Raw genomic sequence first — 18,415 nt, 5'->3', positions numbered from 1 at the left:
TTATGCAGCTTTAATATTTTCATTCACAATGAGTTCCACTTCTTTATTGATCTTTCTAAAGTTGGTCATCAACACTTCTTCTTTGCGGTTAACCCCTTTTTTATCAACAAAAGAGTAATAAGAAGGCATTTTCACGTAGTTGCTTTCTTCCTCTTGAATGGCTTTCATATCCAAATTAATTTTACCCCTAATTGCAGACGTTTTATATTCCTCAGCAGCGCTTTCTTCTCCCCGTGCGATCATTCCTACCATTTCTCCGGTTTTCAGAGCTGCTATCTTTCCTGCCGGAATCATATTGTCCATTTTTTCATTAATACTGGTGGTCGTCCCTTGCTGGGAAATGGATTGTGAGTATGACTTCTGTTTAATTTTCCCAAATAGTTTTTCTAACCAGTCGAGTGTATTTTTGTCCCTGGCAGATCCGGAAAGAATATTTCCAACAATGGCAGAAATCGTATCAGCAACTTCTTTTTTGTAGAACTGTCTGAGTTGCGGAATTTCTTGTAATCCAAGCATTACAGCAACTTTATTGCTTCTTGCAGTTGCTACGATGTTATCAATTTTATGAATGTAAATCGTTGGAAATTCGTCTGCGATAATTCCTCCGGGTAAATTGTGTTTGGAGTTGATTAATCTTAAAGTCCTGTTTAATACTGAAGAATAAAGCGCCGAATTAATGTCTTGTGTCCCCGGGTCTGATGCCAGAATAATAATTGACGGATTATCTCTGTCGGTTATCTTCAATTCCACTTCATCACCGGAAAACACCCAAAAGCTCTCTTTGGTCGCCAATCTTGAAAGGAAAATCTTGAGTGTTCCAACTTGTCCTTCCAATTGGTCAAAAGCCTTGTTGTCATAAGCCGTTTTGAAGGGTGAAAGCAAAGAGAAAATTTCTTCATTGGTAAAAAGAGTATCGAAAATTTCTTTATAGCTTCTATTCATAAAAGAAAGAATATGAGGCAGATCAGAATACTTTCCATTTTCGAATGTTGCAAAGAAATAGATGCAGGACGAAAGGAAATTTATCGCAGATTGGGTAAAGAAAGCCTCAGAACCCCCTCCGGAACTCGAACCTCCTTTTTGTAAAGATGACACCATTGATTCTGCCATTTCCTGAGCTTCTGCTAAAGTTTGGATGTATTTTTTATGAAACGGATTTACCCGTTTTGATTTTTCAACCTCGTTTAGATTAATGACGTGGAAATTGTAATGATAATCTGATTCCTTACTTTTTTTCAACAAATAATGGTAGTATGCAATTTGTGCTAGATCGGGAAATTTAAAATCGTAGATGCAGAGACAGAAACCTTTGGCTATCATCTGTCTGATGGCAGGATTAATGACACCAAACGACTTCCCGGAACCTGGTGTTCCGATGACCATCGTTCCTCTAAAAGGATCAATATTAATATACCCTTCATATGTCTTATTGTTATATCTGAAGATATAAGGAATGTTAATCGAAGTATCAGTGTTCACTAATTCCTGATTTTGATCGAAAGATTCTTCTTCAACATTCCAGCGGTCTTTTCCCATTTTCTGCTGCATCAGCTTTGAAATACTGTCTGCACCCATTTGAAGAATAACGGCTCCTAAAAAAGAAAGAACAGCATAAATTACCTGATAGAGATTGAAGCCTGGAAATACTTTTGGAAGTTTTGCATTTCCTGCCTCATTTTGCCACACCAACGAAGAGAAAATCATCAGCAATCCTAAAATCATAGGGACGATAATTTCTGTACTAATATTGAGATCTTTCTTTTTCTTTGCCTTTGTTCCGATAGCCACTAATCCTATCAAAATCAATGTTGCGAATTTGGCATTGACAGGAGGATAAATAAAACTCAGCTTTGAAAAATTTCTCAATAAGTTGGAGAGAACCGGAACATCGGCATTCAGATAAAAAAGCGAAGCACAATCTAATGCAACGACCGCATACACTGCTTTTTGCAGAAAGCCATAGATCTTTATTTGATGTTGTTGTTCTTGCATTATGAATAGTTTTCGAAATATTGATTCAGTAATTTGTGTTCTTCTAGTAAACTATCGTGTAGCTTCTGTTGATTTTCCTGCAAATTGTTATGCTTTTCCTGTATTTTAATAAGCTTGGCATTCAGCAGATCCAATTGATTAATTAATTCTTGTCCTTTTATATCGACCCTCTCCATCATGGATGAGCGGCTTGCCTCTTCAGATATTTTCTCATACCAATCTTTAAGGTTTAATAGCTTTTCATAGTCATTTTTGAGCCCTTTTCGCTTTTTATCAAAAATGATCATCAAAACACATTGGTAGGTAAATATGACTAGCATGAGTACGAAGCACAGTATCATTGAAAAATTTTCCATTGTATTAATAATTAAAATGTATCAGCTTTGAGAATTTCAGAATAATTGACCTTCATTTCTATGGTTCTTCCAGAGGGTTGCTCTTCAATGAGGCGAATCATCATTACCTTACTGTTTGGGTAAGTAAATTTTTTGAAAACATAAATGTTTCTGAAATTTTTCCTGAAATGTTTTTGAGGATTCAGTTGCAAAATGGGAGTCAGATCTACACTTTGGTTGTTGGTTGCTTTGTGAATTTTTTTGTCTTCTAAGGAAAATTTCAAATCCTCAATATCGTAGCTCAGATTAGAATTATTTTTGATGGTCATATCTAAAAAAATATAATCACTTATCACATAGACATTATTGAGTTGAAAGCTTAGTTTTAGGTTTTCCTCTTCCCTAATCGGATTCTTCTCAGATTTTTTCTGAATAATATCCATCGCAAATTTTCTCAGTTCAAGATTAGAAAAAACCATTTTATCAAATTCTATGGGCTGCATCGCTTCGGGTTGTATGTGAATATTGGTAATCGTATTTAGATTGTCTTGATTTCTGTAAACTACTTTGTACTGTGCGATGAAAGACTGAGCAACAACCGTAATAATTCCAATTTGAGTTCCATTGGAAAATGCAGTAGGCATTTTAATTTTTCCCTTCTCGTCAGAATCATGATTATCGGTGATTTTTATCCTGGCAATATTGGTAGTGGGTAAATCTCCCGTAAGTTTTTCCGTAGATAAATCGACGTATTGAATGGGTTCCGGCGAAATAATATGAAGGTTGATGCCTTCTGTAATTTCAATCTCCGGTAAGTCGGAAATGATCTGTTCTTTGGTTGCTGTTTGTGCAGTAAATAAGTTTGCAGCCAATAGTAAAAGGATATATAAAGTAACTTTCATTTTTTTTTATTTTTTTTGTTGGTTTTGTGAATTTTTCAGTTGTTTTTCGTCGATTAAAAACACATATGAATTGTATTTTAGTTTTGCCTTGTTCTCTTTGATGAGATTGGCAATGGATTTAGAGGTAGAAGTAAACAGGCTGGTTCCGATACTTGAGAAAAATCCTTTTCCGCCCATATCCATCTGCGTACCCTGTACGGAGTTACTTCCCATTTCCCGAATCATATCTCTGAAAACGCTTTGCGGAACGTATAATCCTTTCATCCCATCCACATCATAAATGGAGAGATTCACAGGATAGATTTCTCCTTTCGTAAAGACCGATACAATATTGAGATTGACCCGTTGCATGGAAAATCCTGAGATTTGACCATATAAAATGGAACCTTTGCTTATTTTTTTGTTTCCAACAAAGATGTCTTCCAATAGACGGAATCTGATCCTGCTTCCCAAAAATCCTTTGTTATTTTCGTCAATGACCGCTTTGATAAAGCTATTTTCTTTCTCCTTATAGAAAGCATTGAACCCACTGTTAATACCGGATTTGCTGACATTGAAAGTTGAATTAAGAAAATCTTCCATTTTTTCTTTATTTGATTTGAGTTTCTGTTCTGCGGCGAGTTTACTTTGATACTCAGGGTCACGTGATTTTTCTAAAGAATCCATCACCAGCATTTGTTCTTTCAGGTATTTTACAGGGTCTGGTTGGACACTTTGTGTCTTTTCTTTAGGTGTATCAACGTATTTATCTTCTTGGTTTCCGTAAGATTTGTCATTCAACATTTTGATGATTTCCGAAGACCTGTTGTAATCTTTGTCATCTTTTTGTGTTTGATTTGGCTTGTAATACGATGATTGATTTCCTTTTGCCTGGAATTGAGCTTGTCTGCCATTGACTGCTTTTAGTGAGTCAATTTTTCTTTTTTGGTCTAGTGACAATTGGTCATCATAGTTTAATAAACTGTCTTCTTCCTTGTCCAAACCATCCAGCATTGTTCTGTTGTCATCCTTTTTAAAGAATTCATCGTAAGCATCATTTTTCGTCATAATGGAATCTTTGGTTTCGCCTAGTGACAGGGACAATTCTTTTGGTTGATCTTTTTCAGAAGTGTCTTCTTTGACAAACTGCGCTCCTATGTAGCCGAAAAGAAAAAGAAATGGCAGAGCCAAAAGAGGCAAAACATATTTTTTTTCTTTAAAATTTATTTTTTTCATTTACTTTGATTTTTATATAAATTGCCTCCGGTGCTACCGGCCATTTTTTAATTTTTGGTATTGGTTAAACAAGTAGTCAATTCGTAGGCTGTCCTCTTTTTTCAGAGAATTTTCATCTCTTTTTATTTTTAAAGTTTTCAGTTCTCCCACTATTTTTTCCATTTCCTTATCGTTGTTCACCGTTTGGTTTTGAGCGTTCTTGCTTTTAGAATAGAGAACCGGTGGTCTTATTTTAAATGCCGTTTCGGAAGGAAAAAATATGTCTTGAATGAGTGATCCTATAAATGAAACAGACAGTAGAATCATTGAATACATGAAGAATTTCTTCGGATTATGAACTGCCCATTGTAGCCATTTTTGTCCCTTTTGTTTTAATGTAGTATTCATTTCTAGTAAGAGTTTTTGTTTTGATTTGACAGCTCTTCGTTATTGATGATTCGCCAGTTTTTAAGAATTACGCCGTGAGGATTGTTGGGGCTTCTAATGATATCTTCAAAGAAACCTTCGGTGATGAGCTTTCTGGTAATGACGGATGATTTTCTTGTAATCATCTGTTTCCCGAAAAAAGAGAATTTCTTTTGTTCCATACTAAGCGTGATTGAATCAGTATGAATACTTACCATTGAACTGGAGGCTATTATTTGATTGTAAAAACCTTTTTCCTTTAAGTTGGTATATTCTTTTTTTCCGCTGTCATCAATGAGATACAATGATTTTTGGATATTATCTTTGATATAAGTGTCATCCGGAGCAAGTGTGAAAAATAACCGGTGGAAAAGTTCTATTTGTGCTTTGTATTCAACAGGTCGGTTCAGCAGTACATCCGTTTGCTTGGCAAGAACCGGAACGCCATTGTCCAAAATGTAAATTGATTTTCTGGAATCTTCGATCATTCTGTAAGCAAAGAAAAATCCGGCAATGACGATGAAAACTGCAAAAGCAATGGTTGCCAGTGAAATCGTTTTATTGATCTTGATTCTTTGTTCTATGTTTTTAATAAGCATTTTGTTGTGGTATTTTTTTGAGATTATTTTCCGTTTTTCATCGCTCCTTGAACTCTTCCCGATGCTGAACCTGCTGCTGCACTTTTTGCTGTAGCTGCTGCTACAGAAGCACCTCCAGTTTTGGCAGCCAAGATTGCTGTTTTTGCACTACTCGCCATTTTTCCTGCCGCATTTTTCATTTTGGTCATCGCTCCTGCTCCTCCGGCTGAAACTATACTGTCTGCAATGGTTGGGGTCATTAGAACTCCGATTCCTGTCACAACATAAGCAACACAGGTAAAAAGCTGGTTGTAGATCATGCCGGAATTACTCACATAGACCATCAAAGCGTCTAAGTTGGTGATCGTTCCGTTTGATAATAAGGTGTCGTATCTTTCTATTTCCATCTCGTAACCGGAAGCGATGAGTTGCTGGCCGATGTTGATAATGGTATAGGCAACAAAAGTGTATAGATTGATATTGATGAATTTGGATACCCAACTATACAATGAATTTTCAAATCCGGGAATAAGAGCCATTCCTACGGCTATCGGCCCTAATATTATTAGTATGTAAGACCATATTTTTTGAATGAAGAAAATAAGATAAACACAAATCCGAAGAATGGAAAGGCAGACAAATTCTATGAGTTCTGCGGCTAATTTTTGCATCTGGAATTGCATTCTGAGCTGCCATTCCTTAATGGGCTGAATGAGTTTATCCAATCCCTCGCTGATGTCAAACCACGAGTCATCGGCATCTTCAGTGGTATTCTCAATGACTTCCTGTTTGGCATCTTCTTCCGCTTTTAATTTGATGACGGCATCCAGCAATTGTTGCTGCTTTTTAAATCTCTCGACCCGTAAATCATTGACTTCCGATTCGATCTCACTGAAAATTGAGATTCCAGGTTCGGCAATAGCCTCAAATGGTGCCTGAATCATACTGACAAATCCGCTCCAGTAAACAAGGGTAAATCCTATAAGAATTGGTTTCAGCATCGGGGTAATTTCCCATTCCCGGTCTCCAGCTGCCATTTGCCAACCCATATATCCAAGGTACATTAAAGCGCCTAAACCTCCAATTGCTTTTCCTACCAAAGCGGAACCGGCGGCACTATCTTGTACACTGTTGTCCAGTTTTGTAAAAACCTCCATAAACCACTTCTCAAAGGCGCCATCTCCCTTTAAAAATTGGAGTAAATTGCTATAATCGCTGTCTGTTTGGGCGAAACCCATTACAGGTAAAAGAATTGCTAATAAGCAAAAAGATAAAGTCAGTATTTTATTCATTTTAATATCTGTGTTTATAGTGTTGCATCATATTTTGAACAATTTGCTGGTCTGATGTGGGTGTCCACGCAGTTGGTAATGCATAATTTGAATGGTTTTTCAGAATATTCTTGTAGTCCAAAAGAAGTGTCGTCTTATTATTGTGCTTCCTTAATTCCTGAACAAATTTTCTCCATTTGATAAGGGTTTCGTGGTACATAATGAATCGTTTTCCTCTTGGCATATCCATACTTCTGGACATTGCGTACTTTTCTTTGATGAGATCCAACTCTTCCTGAAGTCTTCTGATGGTTCCTGTTCTACTCAATGTTTCAAAAGTTTGATGGTCTTTCAGTCGCCATTCTAAAAAATTTTGAGGCGTATCGGGGAATTCGGTAATGGGTTTTAGCATTCTTTTGTAGTAAAGCAACCAAAGTGGGTCTGCATCAACGGTAGCAGAAGTCCAATGGGCAAAATCCTGAACACTTCTTTTATGAATGGTATCTGAAGCTGCTTTTATCTTTTTTGCTTCTTCCTCCTGAAATTTTAACTGAGCGAATCTTTGATTTTGAACTCCTGTCGGTTTTAATGGTCGAATGTCTTCGCCATCTTTATAATCCCTGTTAATTTTTGGAGCCCAAATTCCCCAAACCGTAGCGTAGGCAAAATTGGTTTGAATGCCTAAAAAATATTTTGGATAAGGTCTCCAATCCCCCCAACTTTCGAAGGTCATTCTTTTATGCTGGGCAACGATGGAAGGGTCGTTTAATCTCTTTACACTAATCTGTCCGAAAACATTTGTTATAATAAATAACAAGAGGAAAAATTTTCCTTTTTTAAATAAATTTTCCATAGTTTTTTAATTAAAGATGTATTTGTATTTTTGAATGATATCGCCAACAATGGCTCTGTCTATATTGATGTAATTTCTTAGCACAGGAACCTGATACAGATAAGGGATTTTCTTGGCATTCTCTAACCGTAGATTGATGTACAGAATGTTCCCATTGATATTTCTGACACGGGTAAAGATCTTTTCAATCAGCATTTCTCTATCCATTGCATCCATCAGAAAATCTTTGTCTTCATTGAGAATATCCTGGGTAACTTCCTGCTGAAGCTTCATCGTCTGCTTGCCTATTTCAACATAATACTTTGAAACCAAGACGGCATATTCAGGATGTTGTGCGGATAAATCCAGCATTTTGTTGGAGTTCGCCACGATTTTACCCAAATATTGATAGAGGTACATGAGCTTCTTACTCTGGGTGAGGGCTGAATTGACATTTTTCAGTTGTTGATAGATGTATTCCTGAATCGCTATGATCTGCGTGATTTTATTGTTGATATCATCATACAATTCCTTTTGCTTTTCATAGGAATCCAGAAAAGTTTGCTCACTTCCTAATCGAACGCCGTGATTTACGGTGATCTGTGACAGAAGTTTGTCGTTGATAACTATTTGCTGGCTATTAAAAGTGATTCCTGAAAACACCAACATTCCAATGGTTACTATTTTCTTCATTTCTAAAAGGATTTGATGTTATCCATGATGTTTTCCACCACTTGCTTGTCTCTGTTGACATAATATTGAAAGGCTCTTTTGTTACGGTTTACTCTGGCTTTAATATCTCTTATCTTCAGAAGCATATGCGTAGAATTTCTGCTTATTGCCTTTACTTCGCCCAAAGCATAATCCAATAAAATTTTACGTTCCGACTTTTCCATTTGGTTGATGGCTCCGTAAGAAATTACGATCCCCATTACTAACCGTGTTACCATTTGTAAGTCATCAACAAACTGAACCTGAGAAGGCAAAACGGCTATAATTGAATAAGGAGCATCACTTATTTCATTGATAATAGCGGTTTGATTGTTTGTTATTTTTGTTATTTCCCTGCTCATTGCAATTCCTGTCGGTATGGCTTGAATGGAAAATGAAACAATCCGAAGCCTGTCCTGTATCTTTGTAATTTTGTCTTTGAAACTGTTCCACTGGGTTCTATTGGCGGTTTCTACGGTAGCATTAGCGATCTGTTTTTGCCGCATTTCTTTTTGCCTGTCGTGTTCTTTCATTGTGGCATTAATTTCTATATCCATCATCGGAAATGATACATTTTCCTGTTGCCAAGCCGGTGTAGAACCGCCACCGGAAGATGTCAACACAAAATAAACTACAGGAATAAGCAAACTGACAACAATTTTCTTTTTCATCTTTTGGTCTTAAAAATTCCGTTTGTATTTGTTCATTATGTTTTCAACAATACCTTTATCGGTATTAATGTATCCTGCAAATGGATTAATGGAATTCCAAAACCCTAATCTGTTGGCTTTTTCCAGTCTTAATTTAATCGCCAAAAGCCATAGTTTCAGATTTTTGACATTACCGGAAATATTATGCAGGATTTTGTATCGGTCTCCTGCGGTAGCAAGATTAAGTTCTCCGGATGCGAGAATATCAGAAACATCGGTCACGATCTTTAAACTTTGTTCATATGTTTTTTGTGAAGCTTTTACCCCAAAAATGGCATACTCCGGATGTTCTGATGCTAATTGCACAATTTGGGATGAATAATTATAACATTTATTGAGTTCAGAGTAGATTTCCTGTGCCTGAATTCCATTCTGTAGGGTACCGGAAACTTCTTTCAAACCTTTTAAAATTTTATTCTGAATGTCATTAGCTGCAACCATCTGTGTTCCGACCCAGGTTTGCGCATCTTTTAATTTTGAAGTTTCTTCAATGACTTCATTTTGCTTGGCTTTTAGATTTTCAGAATAGAGAATCATCGCTGCCGTTACCGTTGGGTCTATGTAGGTGTTTTGAGCATACAGCAAACTTCCAAATCCTAAAAACAGAATGCTAAACTTTTTCATATTCATATTGTTTGTTGTTAACTAATTCTGAAAAACTGGTTTGACGGTCTTCCAATTCCTGTGAAATCATTTTAAAAATATTTTTCCCTTTGTACTTTTTTTTCATCATTCTGTAAAAAGAATTTATTTTATCATCTAAAGGATTTTGGTATAAATTCACGAGTGATACCAGGTTTTCAAGACTGTCTCCGAAGATTTTTAAATCGTTTACAATTTTTATCAGAGCTTCATCATAGTTTCCGTATTTCTGAACATAATATTCGACAGCAGACTTCTCCGGTTTTTCTGTGGTATAGGTGAGATATTGCTCCAAGGCCACTTCATTTCCGTAGACTTCTCCTTTTGAGCCTCGTTTCAGGTAAAATTCTTTAAAACGACTTCTCCCGAATTTGTTATTCAGATTATTGATGGTGAAAATCTTGTTCTGTTCAACCTTATTTAGGGATAATAAAGCCGCTATGCGGTCAAAATTGTCTTTGAATTTCGTCTGGTCAAGCAAAATGAACGTATCCGAATTATTGATGATGGAATCTTTTACCACCGCATTTCCAATAATATCATCCAATTCCTGCGTTACCACAACGGCTTCTCCCCAAAATTTCCTTACCGTTTTATAGAGATATAAAATATATCCTCCCATCAATTTACTCGCAATTGCCTTCCAGGCTTCCTCAATTATTAGGGCTTTTCTACGGTCTTTTCTTAACCTCATTTTCTGAATGAATGTGTCCATAATAATGAGCGTTACAATCGGAAACAGCTTCGGGTTATCTTTTACATTGTCAATTTCAAAAACGATGAATGGTTCATCAAAAAGTGTATTGTCAGCACTTTCATTTAAGGTAGTTCCGTACCTTCCGCCTTTGTAGAAATCTCTCAGTACAAATAAGAATGTGCGCAGATTAAACTCCTTTTCTATGATATGGTGCTTCTTATTATTTAAGTAAATAGGAAGAAATTTGTCACAATAATCATAGAAGCCATTGAATGAAAGCTCTGTTATAATTAGCTTTTCTTCTAATTCTTTAATTTTTCTGATAATGGCTTTTCTAAAAGATTCATTCCATTCTTCAGATGATCCGGGTTGCTTGATAATGTCATTCGACTTGATTAAAATTAGCTGGGTCTCATTGTATATTTTCCTTCTTTCTTCGTCGTTTAGTGTGTCATAAGCTTCATACACTTTATAGAAATTTTCACTTTCATATTCCGGATTATTGATGTTCTTATCGGGGTGATAAAATTTCAACAATTTTCTTCCGGCTTCTTTTATTTCATCAGAACTGGCATCGAAAGTAATTCCTAAAATATCATAATAAGTATGCTGCCCTTTGGCTTCATTTTCATATTCTGTGAATAGATCATCTTCGTGAATGTTGTACTTACTCAGATATAAAATGAGTTCTTCAGAAGTTTTATGTTCATACCACGGTTTTCCCGAGTTGAAATACCCGTGATAATAGGACATCAATACATTATCTAAAATAGATTTTTGTGCGGATGACATTGCAGCATCTGGACCTTGCCAAATCAGGAAAATCAAATTGGTTAAAAATTCAATTTTCTCGATATTAAATTCCTTTTTATCCATCAAAAAAGGATTCATTGTAATCGGCTTTTCCTCGGTGTATTGAATGTATCTTCCTCCTTTATATTTGCAGGTCCCCGAATAAGAATCTCCCGTATCAACAATAACTACATCATAATTATACGTGAGATACTGTTCGATGATATTATTCATTAAAAAACTCTTGCCCGACCCGCTGGGTCCTAAAACAAATTTATTCCTGTTGTTTATTCTTCCTGTTTTCATCGGCAGATCCGAAGGGTCAACTTTTAGCGGAACGCCTTGTCTGTCGGTAAATCTTAGGTAAAAATTGGATTCTTCATTGACGGGGTAACTTTCTTTAAAAAAAAAACACAAGGCCGCTTCGCTTGTCGTCATAAATAGATCGTATTCCCTGAGTTCGGTTCCGTTGCCGGGAATCGCTGACCGAAAGAGTTCCAACTGGTTGTAGGCATTTTTAGAAACAATGATTCCTTTCGTAAATAGCTTGTTTTCTATCATCGATTGAATATTTTCCATTTTTTCCAATGTATGTGCTGAAAAAAGAATGGAAAAATGGGCATTAACAACGAGTTGCCCATCAATGGCTATATTATGAAGCAAAGTCTGAATTTCTTCTGCGATAATCGCATTCGATGGAGAATTGTTGGCTGCTCCTTCGTGTTTTTTCTTTTTCTTATCGAGCTCCCTTTGTTGTTGTGCTTGTGGCGGAATGGTAATAATCTGATTATAAACAATCGTTTCGTAGTCTTCCAGTTCATTGATGAAACTAAAATTATCCACCGCCGTTTCAGCTGCGGCACCGTTTCCTCCAAGAATAGAGTAAGGTTCAATTTCTGAGGGTAAATCAATGTTTTCTACATCTACATAAGAAATGTTTTTCACAAACCGATTTCCTATTTGTAAAAATTCGTAGGTGCTTTTTATATTATCAAAAGTTGGAGATTCGGAAAACTGCATCGACAAAACGCCGGAAATGTAATACTCTAAATCTTTTTCGAATAAAAACTGAGGTTCACAATCACTTTGCTTCAAAAGCATCAATACTTTTTGGCATTTGTCTCTAAGTTCTTTATAGCTTTTTTCTGAAAATTGATAGTGTTTGTTTTTCTTTTTCAGCTTGTCATCAATAATATCCGTGAAGAAAAGCACCGTTTCAATAGTTTTAAAAAGCCTTCCATCAAAATGTTCTGAATATTTCTGTTGTAGAAATTGGTTGGATTGTTCTGCGGTATATCTTTTCTTAGAAAAAATATCTAATTTTTGAACAATTCTTCCTTCTCCAATAATCGATACTACCTGATTTAAGACCGTGTGAAAATTGAGATAAGTATCCGGATCTGCGGAATATTGTTCTACAATATTTTTTATCTTGATTCCGATGATAGGGTTTCCGTATTGTCCGAAAAGAACATCGAAATCCCAACCCGAATCTTTTGCATAATCATATCCGATAAATGGAATGCTAAATGCTTGTTTTTTTGTCTGTGCCATTTTGCAAAAATCTTTTGTTGTTCAACCTTTTAGGGAAGATTAAAATCTGATTGAAATTTTTGGTTTTGTCATACAAACCATATTTGTCCTGTCTTTTGAAGATGAAATAAACACCTCCCGCAGTGACTGCAAGACCAAGTAATGAACCCAGTAACCCGAATTTGGATAATACCAATGCTGAAATTACTCCTCCTCCGATAACACCGACCGCGTAAAAGATGTATTTCCCCTTGAGTCCGAAGAATACAAGAGGCTTTTTCAGCCCCTTGTAGAGATAGAATCCCATATTAGGCAAAGAATGCTGTTACGAATTCCGGAACTACAATTAAGAAAATCATCGCTCCTCCATAACCAAGGATTTCTTTGTTGACATCCTGATCGCCATTCGTCCATTTATTGTAAACCCTAAGACCTCCAATGAAACCGACCAATCCTCCAACTGCTTTTAGAATAAGCTTAACGGGATCCCAATAATCTCTGATATCACTTGCTGCATTCGAGATTGCGGTTGCTCCTCCTTGAGCAAATGAGGGGGTTATCGCCATAATCACCAAGGCCAGGGTTAGAACTTTTTTTGTTGTCACGTTTTTTGTGAAGAAATTTTTCATCATAATTCAAAAATTTTATAAAGGGTTAATAATAAAGTAGATGTTAAATTTTGGGCATAGAAGTCCCGGACAACGGATGGAAATCCGCTGTTAAGTCTAATAATCAGTACGTTAGATTTTGTTTAAGTTGGCTAACTACATAATGGATTGATAAACTTTATATCCATTGTAGTTTGCAACCAATTGAACCAGGGTTTCGGAAAGATTAAGCATTGTCTTCCATTCTTTTATTCTGGCAGTTTCCTGATCCGTGTTGACTGTAATTGGGTTTTGCTGAATCACTTCGTCAGGTTTCTGGCTTTCCTTTTCGTTTGGTATTTTTTCGCTCTGGTTAAGATACTCTTCGCTTGATTCAGCTTTTTCAGGATAAGGTTGGTTTTCAATTTCTGTAAAATCCTTGATTGATGGATTGTCCAACTCATCCAAATCTTGTTCAGATTCAAATTGTTCTCTCAAATACTCCAAATCCTGTCTTTCTTCTTTTCCTTCAGCGAATTCGGAATGGATTTGATTTTTACTAAACGATTTTGGGGTGTTGAGATTTTCTACATCTTCAATCCCGACATTTTTAGTAAGATCTTCGTACTGTTCGGAGATTTCGGATAAAGAAAATTCCTCCGTCTCTGCTTTATAGGTTTCTTTTTCTTTTTTGAGGAACAGATCGTATAAGATATTACCTGCATAATACATCAGATAAACAGCCAATATGGCAAGTGAGATTTTTATCATTTTTTATTGATTTAGTTGTCAGTCAATCGTTGTCGTTTGTTGGTATTGAATCTTTGATTTTTTCCTTCTTTTTAATCATTTGTATTTTGATTTTTGAGGTTTCATTGATATATTTTATAAGTTCATCGAATGTATGTTCTACTGCATATTTTTGCTTGCCTATCAGGCTTCTGGTATTAATAGTTTGTAGACAGTTTCTTTTAAAAACAGGACTTGGCAGCAACATTCCATATTTTGCAAGCTCAATGTCCATTGCTTCCTGATTCAGATACTTGTACCCTTTATCATATTTGGAACGGATAAATATTCTTTCGGCCTCACTTTCCAGTAGTCCCAACATATTGATGAAGACCAAGGTCGATTTTACAGAAACATCGGAATACTCAAAAGGTGTTACGATAAAATCACTGTATATCAGCAAATCACTATATTTTGCATCAAGTGTTCCTGCCAGATCAAAGAGATTGATCTCCTCGCTTTCTTTCAGATTAATGAGGGTCTCAAAGTCTGAAAAAGGCTGTTCATTATCTTCGTCGATAATTTCTACATCATACAATTTTGGAACATCCAGTACTTCATCTTCTTTCCATTTGTAGTAGAATGATTTCTGATAATCAAAATCGAAAACACTGAGTTTCCTTTCTGATATGGCGGAAATGTAATTGGCAAAAGCAATGGCTAATGTCGTTTTTCCGGTTCCTCCTTTTTGTGTGGCAAAAGTGATGATCATACGATTGGTTTTTAGTTGTCGGTTGATGGTTGTTGTTTATATGTTAAATTGATTGCCTGCCGGTGCTACCGGCTTTTTCTTCGTTTTTTGAGTTCTTTTTCAGCAGGATCTTTTGCAGTTCCCGAACTTTTCATCCATTCAAACAACATTTCGTTTACCGCTTTATTTAATTCAGATTTTTCTGTATTTTCAGTTCGGGTTTCATTTGATTGAATCGGATTCAGAAATTTTTGAAATTCTTTTTCTCCAATTAATGATTGAAGCTCTCCGATGTAATGGAATCGCATATGAACAGCATATAGCTTTCCGTCTTCACCTTTGGTTATTGAAATATTTTTATCATTATTTCGGTTTGCATTTCTGATGAAATCCTTGACTTCAATCTGAACTTTTCGGTAGGTTTCCAAATCTTTTTTGCCCCGGTTTTCGAACAGCATAAAATCCTTAATCTCTAATTCCGGATATTTTTTATTTAAAAAATTCAGTAATATTTTTTTTGATTCCTCATTCGGAATGTTATAATCTTTCAGGATTTCAAAAGTCTTCTTATCCAGTGTGTCAGAAGTGAAGTCAAATACTTCGTTCATTTTCAGCAGGTCACTTCCTTTATATACCTTTTGTGTTTTATGGTCTATCGCAGTGTAACCAAAAGGTTTATTGCCTTCTTTGTGATGAAACACGATATCTATCCCGAAAACATCTTTCAGCTTTTTTTGAAGTTCACTTTCAAAATCAATTTTTAATTTTGAATGAATCTCTTTATCTGGCAATTTATCTTGTGGCAACATTGAAATCTGCTTCCGGTTGTCTTCCACTTTGAAAACCTTGTTGGAATACATTTCCTTGTATTTATTCAAAATAGCCTTAATTTGTCTCGACCTGCTGTCATTTTTATGATTATCAAAAACAATCTGATTTCCTGAAATTGTTTGCTGTATGACTCCGTTTTTCAGAACATCCAAAGCATTTTCATCTTGTTTATTTTTTATCAGCTTAAAGCCGCTTCTTTCGAGTAAAGTTTCCAGCTGATGAAGAGAACTTGTTTTATAACTCAATAATTTATTTAATTCCTCTTCCGATTTGATTCCATATAATTTTTCTAAAGTATTGCTTAATGCTTTTTGGGCTTTAAGCCTTTCATAACTGTCATTGATCTTTTTCCCTGTCTTTTTATCAACCCGAGTAGAAACCAGATGGACGTGATTATTGTCTGTATCCTTATGGAAAATCACAATGAAAGGTTGTCCGCCATAACCCATTTCATCCATAAAATTCTCCGCAACCTTTGTCAGTTCTTCTTTACTATGCTCCTGAAACTTCGTAGAAATTACAGCGTGGAATTGAGGTTTTTTTACTTTTTCATTTTTAGAAACAGATTTTAAATAATCCCTGACTTGTTCCTGGTTGCTAGTTTCATTGATGAAGGAGGGGAAATTTTTCATCAGCATTAATTCCCCGGTTCCTTTCTCTACTTTTTTATCGTTGTATTTTACCCCGTGAAAATCTGAACTTGAAGAACCTAAAATCTTAATGATCATTGGCGATTAATGAATAGATTTTTATAAAAACTTCATTTTGTTGTTTTTTCAAATCTGCTATTTCATTAAGCTGAATTGAAAAATTATTGAGTTCTTTTTCGCTGATAAACTTTTGACCATTTACAATTTTTGCAACCTGATTGATGTTGTTTTCAATTTTTCCGAAGATGTTATCTTGCTTTTCAATGAACGCTAATATTTTTCTCCTTTCATCATTTAAAATTCTGTTCTCAACAGAGTCGATGATTAAACTTGTCAGAGAAATTTGTTTTTTGGAACATATTTTTTTCCAATTCTCTTTTTGATCTTTTCCAATTCTTATGATAATCAGCCTTTCTTTTCCCATCTTTTTTTATTTGATTTTTTAGGATAAGCTCACTAATTTTTTGCTTTTATTTTGACAAGTATTACTACGGTAAATAGGGTTTAATCCAATTTGAGTAGCCTTGAACCTCTCCGTACGTGTAGGATAATGTGGACAATGCCCCTAAAGATGCTTGAGGAATTTGTATGGCATAATTCTCCAACAATGCCGGAATAAGTAGTGTTGAATTCTCAGGATGCAGGAAAAAAATTTGATTGGGAATATATCCCATGTCACCGTATATATCATGAATATTGATAAAGGCATCACCAGAAATAGGTGCTGAATCATTAGATCTATAGATCTGAAATTTTATATTGACAATCCCGTGAATTTTTCTAAATGATATGAATCCTTTCAATCCACCAAAATTTTTACTTCCAATGGTATAATATTTAGAAGCTGTTAAATAGGCATTGGTATTTCCGGAATAATTAACCGGAGCAGACCAGGTGGAAATTGCAGCAAGACCCGCAGTACTGTTGTGCTCAAACGTCAATAAAATTCTGTATTCAACAGGCTGTTTTACTTTTGAAAGTCCTTGCCATAGATTACCGTCAAAACAATATAATCCCGGTTCTGTAACCTGAATGACCTGTCCTAATAAATTGGTTGGCGTAGATGTTATAAAGACTACTGCTCCCTTCTTCGCTGAAGAATATGTTTTTGCTGCAAGCTGGTTTCCTGTAATGCGGGGAGGAATGATTCCGTCATAATGAGTGAGATCATTAGGTTTTCCTATAACTTCCAACGTAGTCTCCGGAGTTTGGGTATTGATACCGACTTGTCCCTCGATTGAAATAGTTATTAAGAGTAACAAGAAATAAGTCAATTTGCTCATATGTATTTTGATTAAAATTTCTGAGACAAAATTGAGCGTTAAAACCTTCTAAAACAATAGTGTTCAAAGGGTTTGGGCTAAATAAGAACAATCTGGATTAGTCTGGATTTTTGAAAGATTAAAAAAGAATGAATTGGGCTAATCTGGAATATCACTTTCAATACAAGCAGCAGTTTTTAGCAAAAAGAATCCTTATTGAAAACTATTATTATCTAAAATTTAGGAGGCGGCACCTGAATCATTGTTAGTATTAGCTTTTAAGTGAATGGTTTAAATTACAAAAAGTTACTGCGAAAAAAGGGCATCTCACTTTTCAATAATTGTAACAACCCATAGTGCAATATTAAACTAATGCTATTTTAATATTATTCATTTTTTTATTGAAAACAAAAACATTTACAAACTGGATGAAAGTTAGAGCAGTTATTTTACTCAATATCCTTGTTTTAAAGGCAATAAATGATTTTGCGTAGTTATTTCTGATTTTAAATTGATCCCAAAGTTGAGAAAATAAAGTCTCTATCCGCTTTCTTGATTTTCTAAAAATATATTTTTGTTTTTGATAGTTTGGTTGCATTTCATAGGTGTATCCAATTTTATATTCGCATAATTGAATAAGTCAGTTTGTACTTGAGTTGATAAATAACCTCTGTCACCGATTAAAGTACAGTTATTCATTTGATGCTTTATAACCCACATAAACGTAAACTTTACTTTTTAATCGAAAGGGGTAATGGTAACCGTCCACTGATCCTCCAAAGAATAATCCAAAACTATAACTACCATTGAATTTCGTACATATCATTATTATCACTAAGCTCCAAATCTTCAATATTACAATTATTCCTTGTAGCTTCCGATTTTAAAAAATGAAGTCATCTTGACTTTTGCAAAAATTATATTTTTTATTTGAAATAAAAAAAGGGATTAGGAAATTAGAGTTGCTAAACCAAAAAAATATCCCATCCC

The 18,415-nt window shown here is 35.2% G+C and carries 19 protein-coding genes and 1 pseudogene; all 20 read right to left on the bottom strand.

From position 1 onward, the window contains the following. Complete coding sequence (locus DD829_RS18270; RefSeq protein ID WP_108408583.1) at positions 1-1,992, bottom strand: type IV secretion system DNA-binding domain-containing protein; 1,992 nt, start codon at positions 1,990-1,992, stop codon at positions 1-3. After that, positions 1,992-2,348: a hypothetical protein gene (locus tag DD829_RS18265; protein ID WP_123906922.1), complete on the bottom strand. Its 357-nt coding sequence runs from the start codon at positions 2,346-2,348 to the stop codon at positions 1,992-1,994. The genes DD829_RS18270 and DD829_RS18265 overlap by 1 nt, the downstream gene beginning before the upstream one ends. An 11-nt stretch (positions 2,349-2,359) precedes the next feature. After that, positions 2,360-3,229, bottom strand: a complete 870-nt coding sequence (locus DD829_RS18260; protein WP_108408585.1) for a DUF4138 domain-containing protein — start codon at positions 3,227-3,229, stop codon at positions 2,360-2,362. Positions 3,230-3,235: 6 nt separating this feature from the next. Further along, positions 3,236-4,444, bottom strand: a complete 1,209-nt coding sequence (gene traM / locus DD829_RS18255; RefSeq protein WP_108408586.1) for a conjugative transposon protein TraM — start codon at positions 4,442-4,444, stop codon at positions 3,236-3,238. Positions 4,445-4,477: 33 nt separating this feature from the next. Beyond that, on the bottom strand, positions 4,478-4,831 hold the full coding sequence (locus DD829_RS18250; RefSeq protein ID WP_108408587.1) for a hypothetical protein: 354 nt from the start codon (positions 4,829-4,831) through the stop codon (positions 4,478-4,480). Positions 4,832-4,833: 2 nt separating this feature from the next. Further along, complete coding sequence (gene traK, locus DD829_RS18245) at positions 4,834-5,448, bottom strand: conjugative transposon protein TraK (protein ID WP_108408588.1); 615 nt, start codon at positions 5,446-5,448, stop codon at positions 4,834-4,836. A gap of 23 nt (positions 5,449-5,471) precedes the next feature. Then, on the bottom strand, positions 5,472-6,719 hold the full coding sequence (locus DD829_RS18240; protein ID WP_108408589.1) for a hypothetical protein: 1,248 nt from the start codon (positions 6,717-6,719) through the stop codon (positions 5,472-5,474). Position 6,720: 1 nt separating this feature from the next. Beyond that, a complete protein-coding gene (locus tag DD829_RS18235) occupies positions 6,721-7,551 on the bottom strand; it encodes a hypothetical protein (protein ID WP_108408590.1) in 831 nt (276 codons plus the stop codon). 6 nt (positions 7,552-7,557) lie between these two features. Further along, positions 7,558-8,223, bottom strand: a complete 666-nt coding sequence (locus tag DD829_RS18230) for a hypothetical protein (protein WP_108408591.1) — start codon at positions 8,221-8,223, stop codon at positions 7,558-7,560. Positions 8,224-8,225: 2 nt separating this feature from the next. Continuing rightward, positions 8,226-8,912 carry a hypothetical protein gene (locus DD829_RS18225; RefSeq protein ID WP_108408592.1) on the bottom strand — a complete coding sequence of 229 codons (687 nt, stop codon included), beginning with the start codon at positions 8,910-8,912 and terminating at the stop codon, positions 8,226-8,228. Positions 8,913-8,921: 9 nt separating this feature from the next. Further along, a complete protein-coding gene (locus tag DD829_RS18220; protein ID WP_108408603.1) occupies positions 8,922-9,575 on the bottom strand; it encodes a hypothetical protein in 654 nt (217 codons plus the stop codon). Then, positions 9,562-12,636, bottom strand: a complete 3,075-nt coding sequence (locus DD829_RS18215) for a TraG family conjugative transposon ATPase (RefSeq protein WP_108408593.1) — start codon at positions 12,634-12,636, stop codon at positions 9,562-9,564. The genes DD829_RS18220 and DD829_RS18215 overlap by 14 nt, the downstream gene beginning before the upstream one ends. Further along, positions 12,608-12,922, bottom strand: a complete 315-nt coding sequence (locus DD829_RS18210; RefSeq protein WP_108408594.1) for a DUF4133 domain-containing protein — start codon at positions 12,920-12,922, stop codon at positions 12,608-12,610. The genes DD829_RS18215 and DD829_RS18210 overlap by 29 nt, the downstream gene beginning before the upstream one ends. Before the next feature lies 1 nt (position 12,923). Then, a complete protein-coding gene (locus DD829_RS18205) occupies positions 12,924-13,244 on the bottom strand; it encodes a DUF4134 domain-containing protein (RefSeq protein ID WP_410493824.1) in 321 nt (106 codons plus the stop codon). Positions 13,245-13,379: 135 nt separating this feature from the next. Beyond that, positions 13,380-13,973 carry a hypothetical protein gene (locus DD829_RS18200; protein ID WP_108408596.1) on the bottom strand — a complete coding sequence of 198 codons (594 nt, stop codon included), beginning with the start codon at positions 13,971-13,973 and terminating at the stop codon, positions 13,380-13,382. A 22-nt stretch (positions 13,974-13,995) separates the two neighbouring features. Further along, positions 13,996-14,703 carry a ParA family protein gene (locus tag DD829_RS18195; protein ID WP_108408597.1) on the bottom strand — a complete coding sequence of 236 codons (708 nt, stop codon included), beginning with the start codon at positions 14,701-14,703 and terminating at the stop codon, positions 13,996-13,998. A 65-nt stretch (positions 14,704-14,768) separates the two neighbouring features. After that, entirely contained in the window at positions 14,769-16,241 is a 1,473-nt protein-coding gene (locus tag DD829_RS18190; RefSeq protein ID WP_108408598.1) for a relaxase/mobilization nuclease domain-containing protein, read from the bottom strand. After that, on the bottom strand, positions 16,231-16,587 hold the full coding sequence (locus tag DD829_RS18185) for a hypothetical protein (protein WP_108408599.1): 357 nt from the start codon (positions 16,585-16,587) through the stop codon (positions 16,231-16,233). Before DD829_RS18185 ends, DD829_RS18190 begins: the two co-directional genes overlap by 11 nt. Positions 16,588-16,651: 64 nt before the next feature. Next, the gene (locus DD829_RS18180) at positions 16,652-17,446 is read right to left on the bottom strand and encodes a hypothetical protein (protein ID WP_108408600.1); all 795 of its coding nucleotides are present in this window, start codon (positions 17,444-17,446) and stop codon (positions 16,652-16,654) included. Positions 17,447-17,789: 343 nt separating this feature from the next. After that, positions 17,790-18,136: pseudogene (locus DD829_RS24220) on the bottom strand (transposase); the annotation flags it as partial. Positions 18,137-18,415 lie beyond the last annotated feature (279 nt).

Origin of the sequence: Chryseobacterium sp. HMWF035 (assembly GCF_003094695.1) — a bacterium.
In the GTDB taxonomy this organism is placed as follows: domain Bacteria; phylum Bacteroidota; class Bacteroidia; order Flavobacteriales; family Weeksellaceae; genus Chryseobacterium; species Chryseobacterium gambrini.
The sequence above is the reverse complement of the archived record's forward strand: the minus strand, read 5'-3'. Positions and strand labels throughout refer to the sequence as shown.

What these genes read in the sequence shown, in the direction of transcription:
- DD829_RS18200 (WP_108408596.1), bottom strand. Translation starts at nt 13,973, where the DNA reads ATGATAAAAATCTCACTTGCCATATTGGCTGTTTATCTGATGTATTAT.
- DD829_RS18225 (WP_108408592.1), bottom strand. Translation starts at nt 8,912, where the DNA reads ATGAAAAAGAAAATTGTTGTCAGTTTGCTTATTCCTGTAGTTTATTTT.
- traK (WP_108408588.1), bottom strand. Translation starts at nt 5,448, where the DNA reads ATGCTTATTAAAAACATAGAACAAAGAATCAAGATCAATAAAACGATT.
- DD829_RS18180 (WP_108408600.1), bottom strand. Translation starts at nt 17,446, where the DNA reads ATGAGCAAATTGACTTATTTCTTGTTACTCTTAATAACTATTTCAATC.
- DD829_RS18220 (WP_108408603.1), bottom strand. Translation starts at nt 9,575, where the DNA reads ATGAAAAAGTTTAGCATTCTGTTTTTAGGATTTGGAAGTTTGCTGTAT.
- DD829_RS18215 (WP_108408593.1), bottom strand. Translation starts at nt 12,636, where the DNA reads ATGGCACAGACAAAAAAACAAGCATTTAGCATTCCATTTATCGGATAT.
- DD829_RS18210 (WP_108408594.1), bottom strand. Translation starts at nt 12,922, where the DNA reads ATGGGATTCTATCTCTACAAGGGGCTGAAAAAGCCTCTTGTATTCTTC.
- DD829_RS18230 (WP_108408591.1), bottom strand. Translation starts at nt 8,223, where the DNA reads ATGAAGAAAATAGTAACCATTGGAATGTTGGTGTTTTCAGGAATCACT.
- DD829_RS18235 (WP_108408590.1), bottom strand. Translation starts at nt 7,551, where the DNA reads ATGGAAAATTTATTTAAAAAAGGAAAATTTTTCCTCTTGTTATTTATT.
- DD829_RS18250 (WP_108408587.1), bottom strand. Translation starts at nt 4,831, where the DNA reads ATGAATACTACATTAAAACAAAAGGGACAAAAATGGCTACAATGGGCA.
- DD829_RS18205 (WP_410493824.1), bottom strand. Translation starts at nt 13,244, where the DNA reads ATGAAAAATTTCTTCACAAAAAACGTGACAACAAAAAAAGTTCTAACC.
- DD829_RS18185 (WP_108408599.1), bottom strand. Translation starts at nt 16,587, where the DNA reads ATGGGAAAAGAAAGGCTGATTATCATAAGAATTGGAAAAGATCAAAAA.
- DD829_RS18260 (WP_108408585.1), bottom strand. Translation starts at nt 3,229, where the DNA reads ATGAAAGTTACTTTATATATCCTTTTACTATTGGCTGCAAACTTATTT.
- DD829_RS18270 (WP_108408583.1), bottom strand. Translation starts at nt 1,992, where the DNA reads ATGCAAGAACAACAACATCAAATAAAGATCTATGGCTTTCTGCAAAAA.
- DD829_RS18190 (WP_108408598.1), bottom strand. Translation starts at nt 16,241, where the DNA reads ATGATCATTAAGATTTTAGGTTCTTCAAGTTCAGATTTTCACGGGGTA.
- DD829_RS18265 (WP_123906922.1), bottom strand. Translation starts at nt 2,348, where the DNA reads ATGGAAAATTTTTCAATGATACTGTGCTTCGTACTCATGCTAGTCATA.
- DD829_RS18195 (WP_108408597.1), bottom strand. Translation starts at nt 14,703, where the DNA reads ATGATCATCACTTTTGCCACACAAAAAGGAGGAACCGGAAAAACGACA.
- traM (WP_108408586.1), bottom strand. Translation starts at nt 4,444, where the DNA reads ATGAAAAAAATAAATTTTAAAGAAAAAAAATATGTTTTGCCTCTTTTG.
- DD829_RS18240 (WP_108408589.1), bottom strand. Translation starts at nt 6,719, where the DNA reads ATGAATAAAATACTGACTTTATCTTTTTGCTTATTAGCAATTCTTTTA.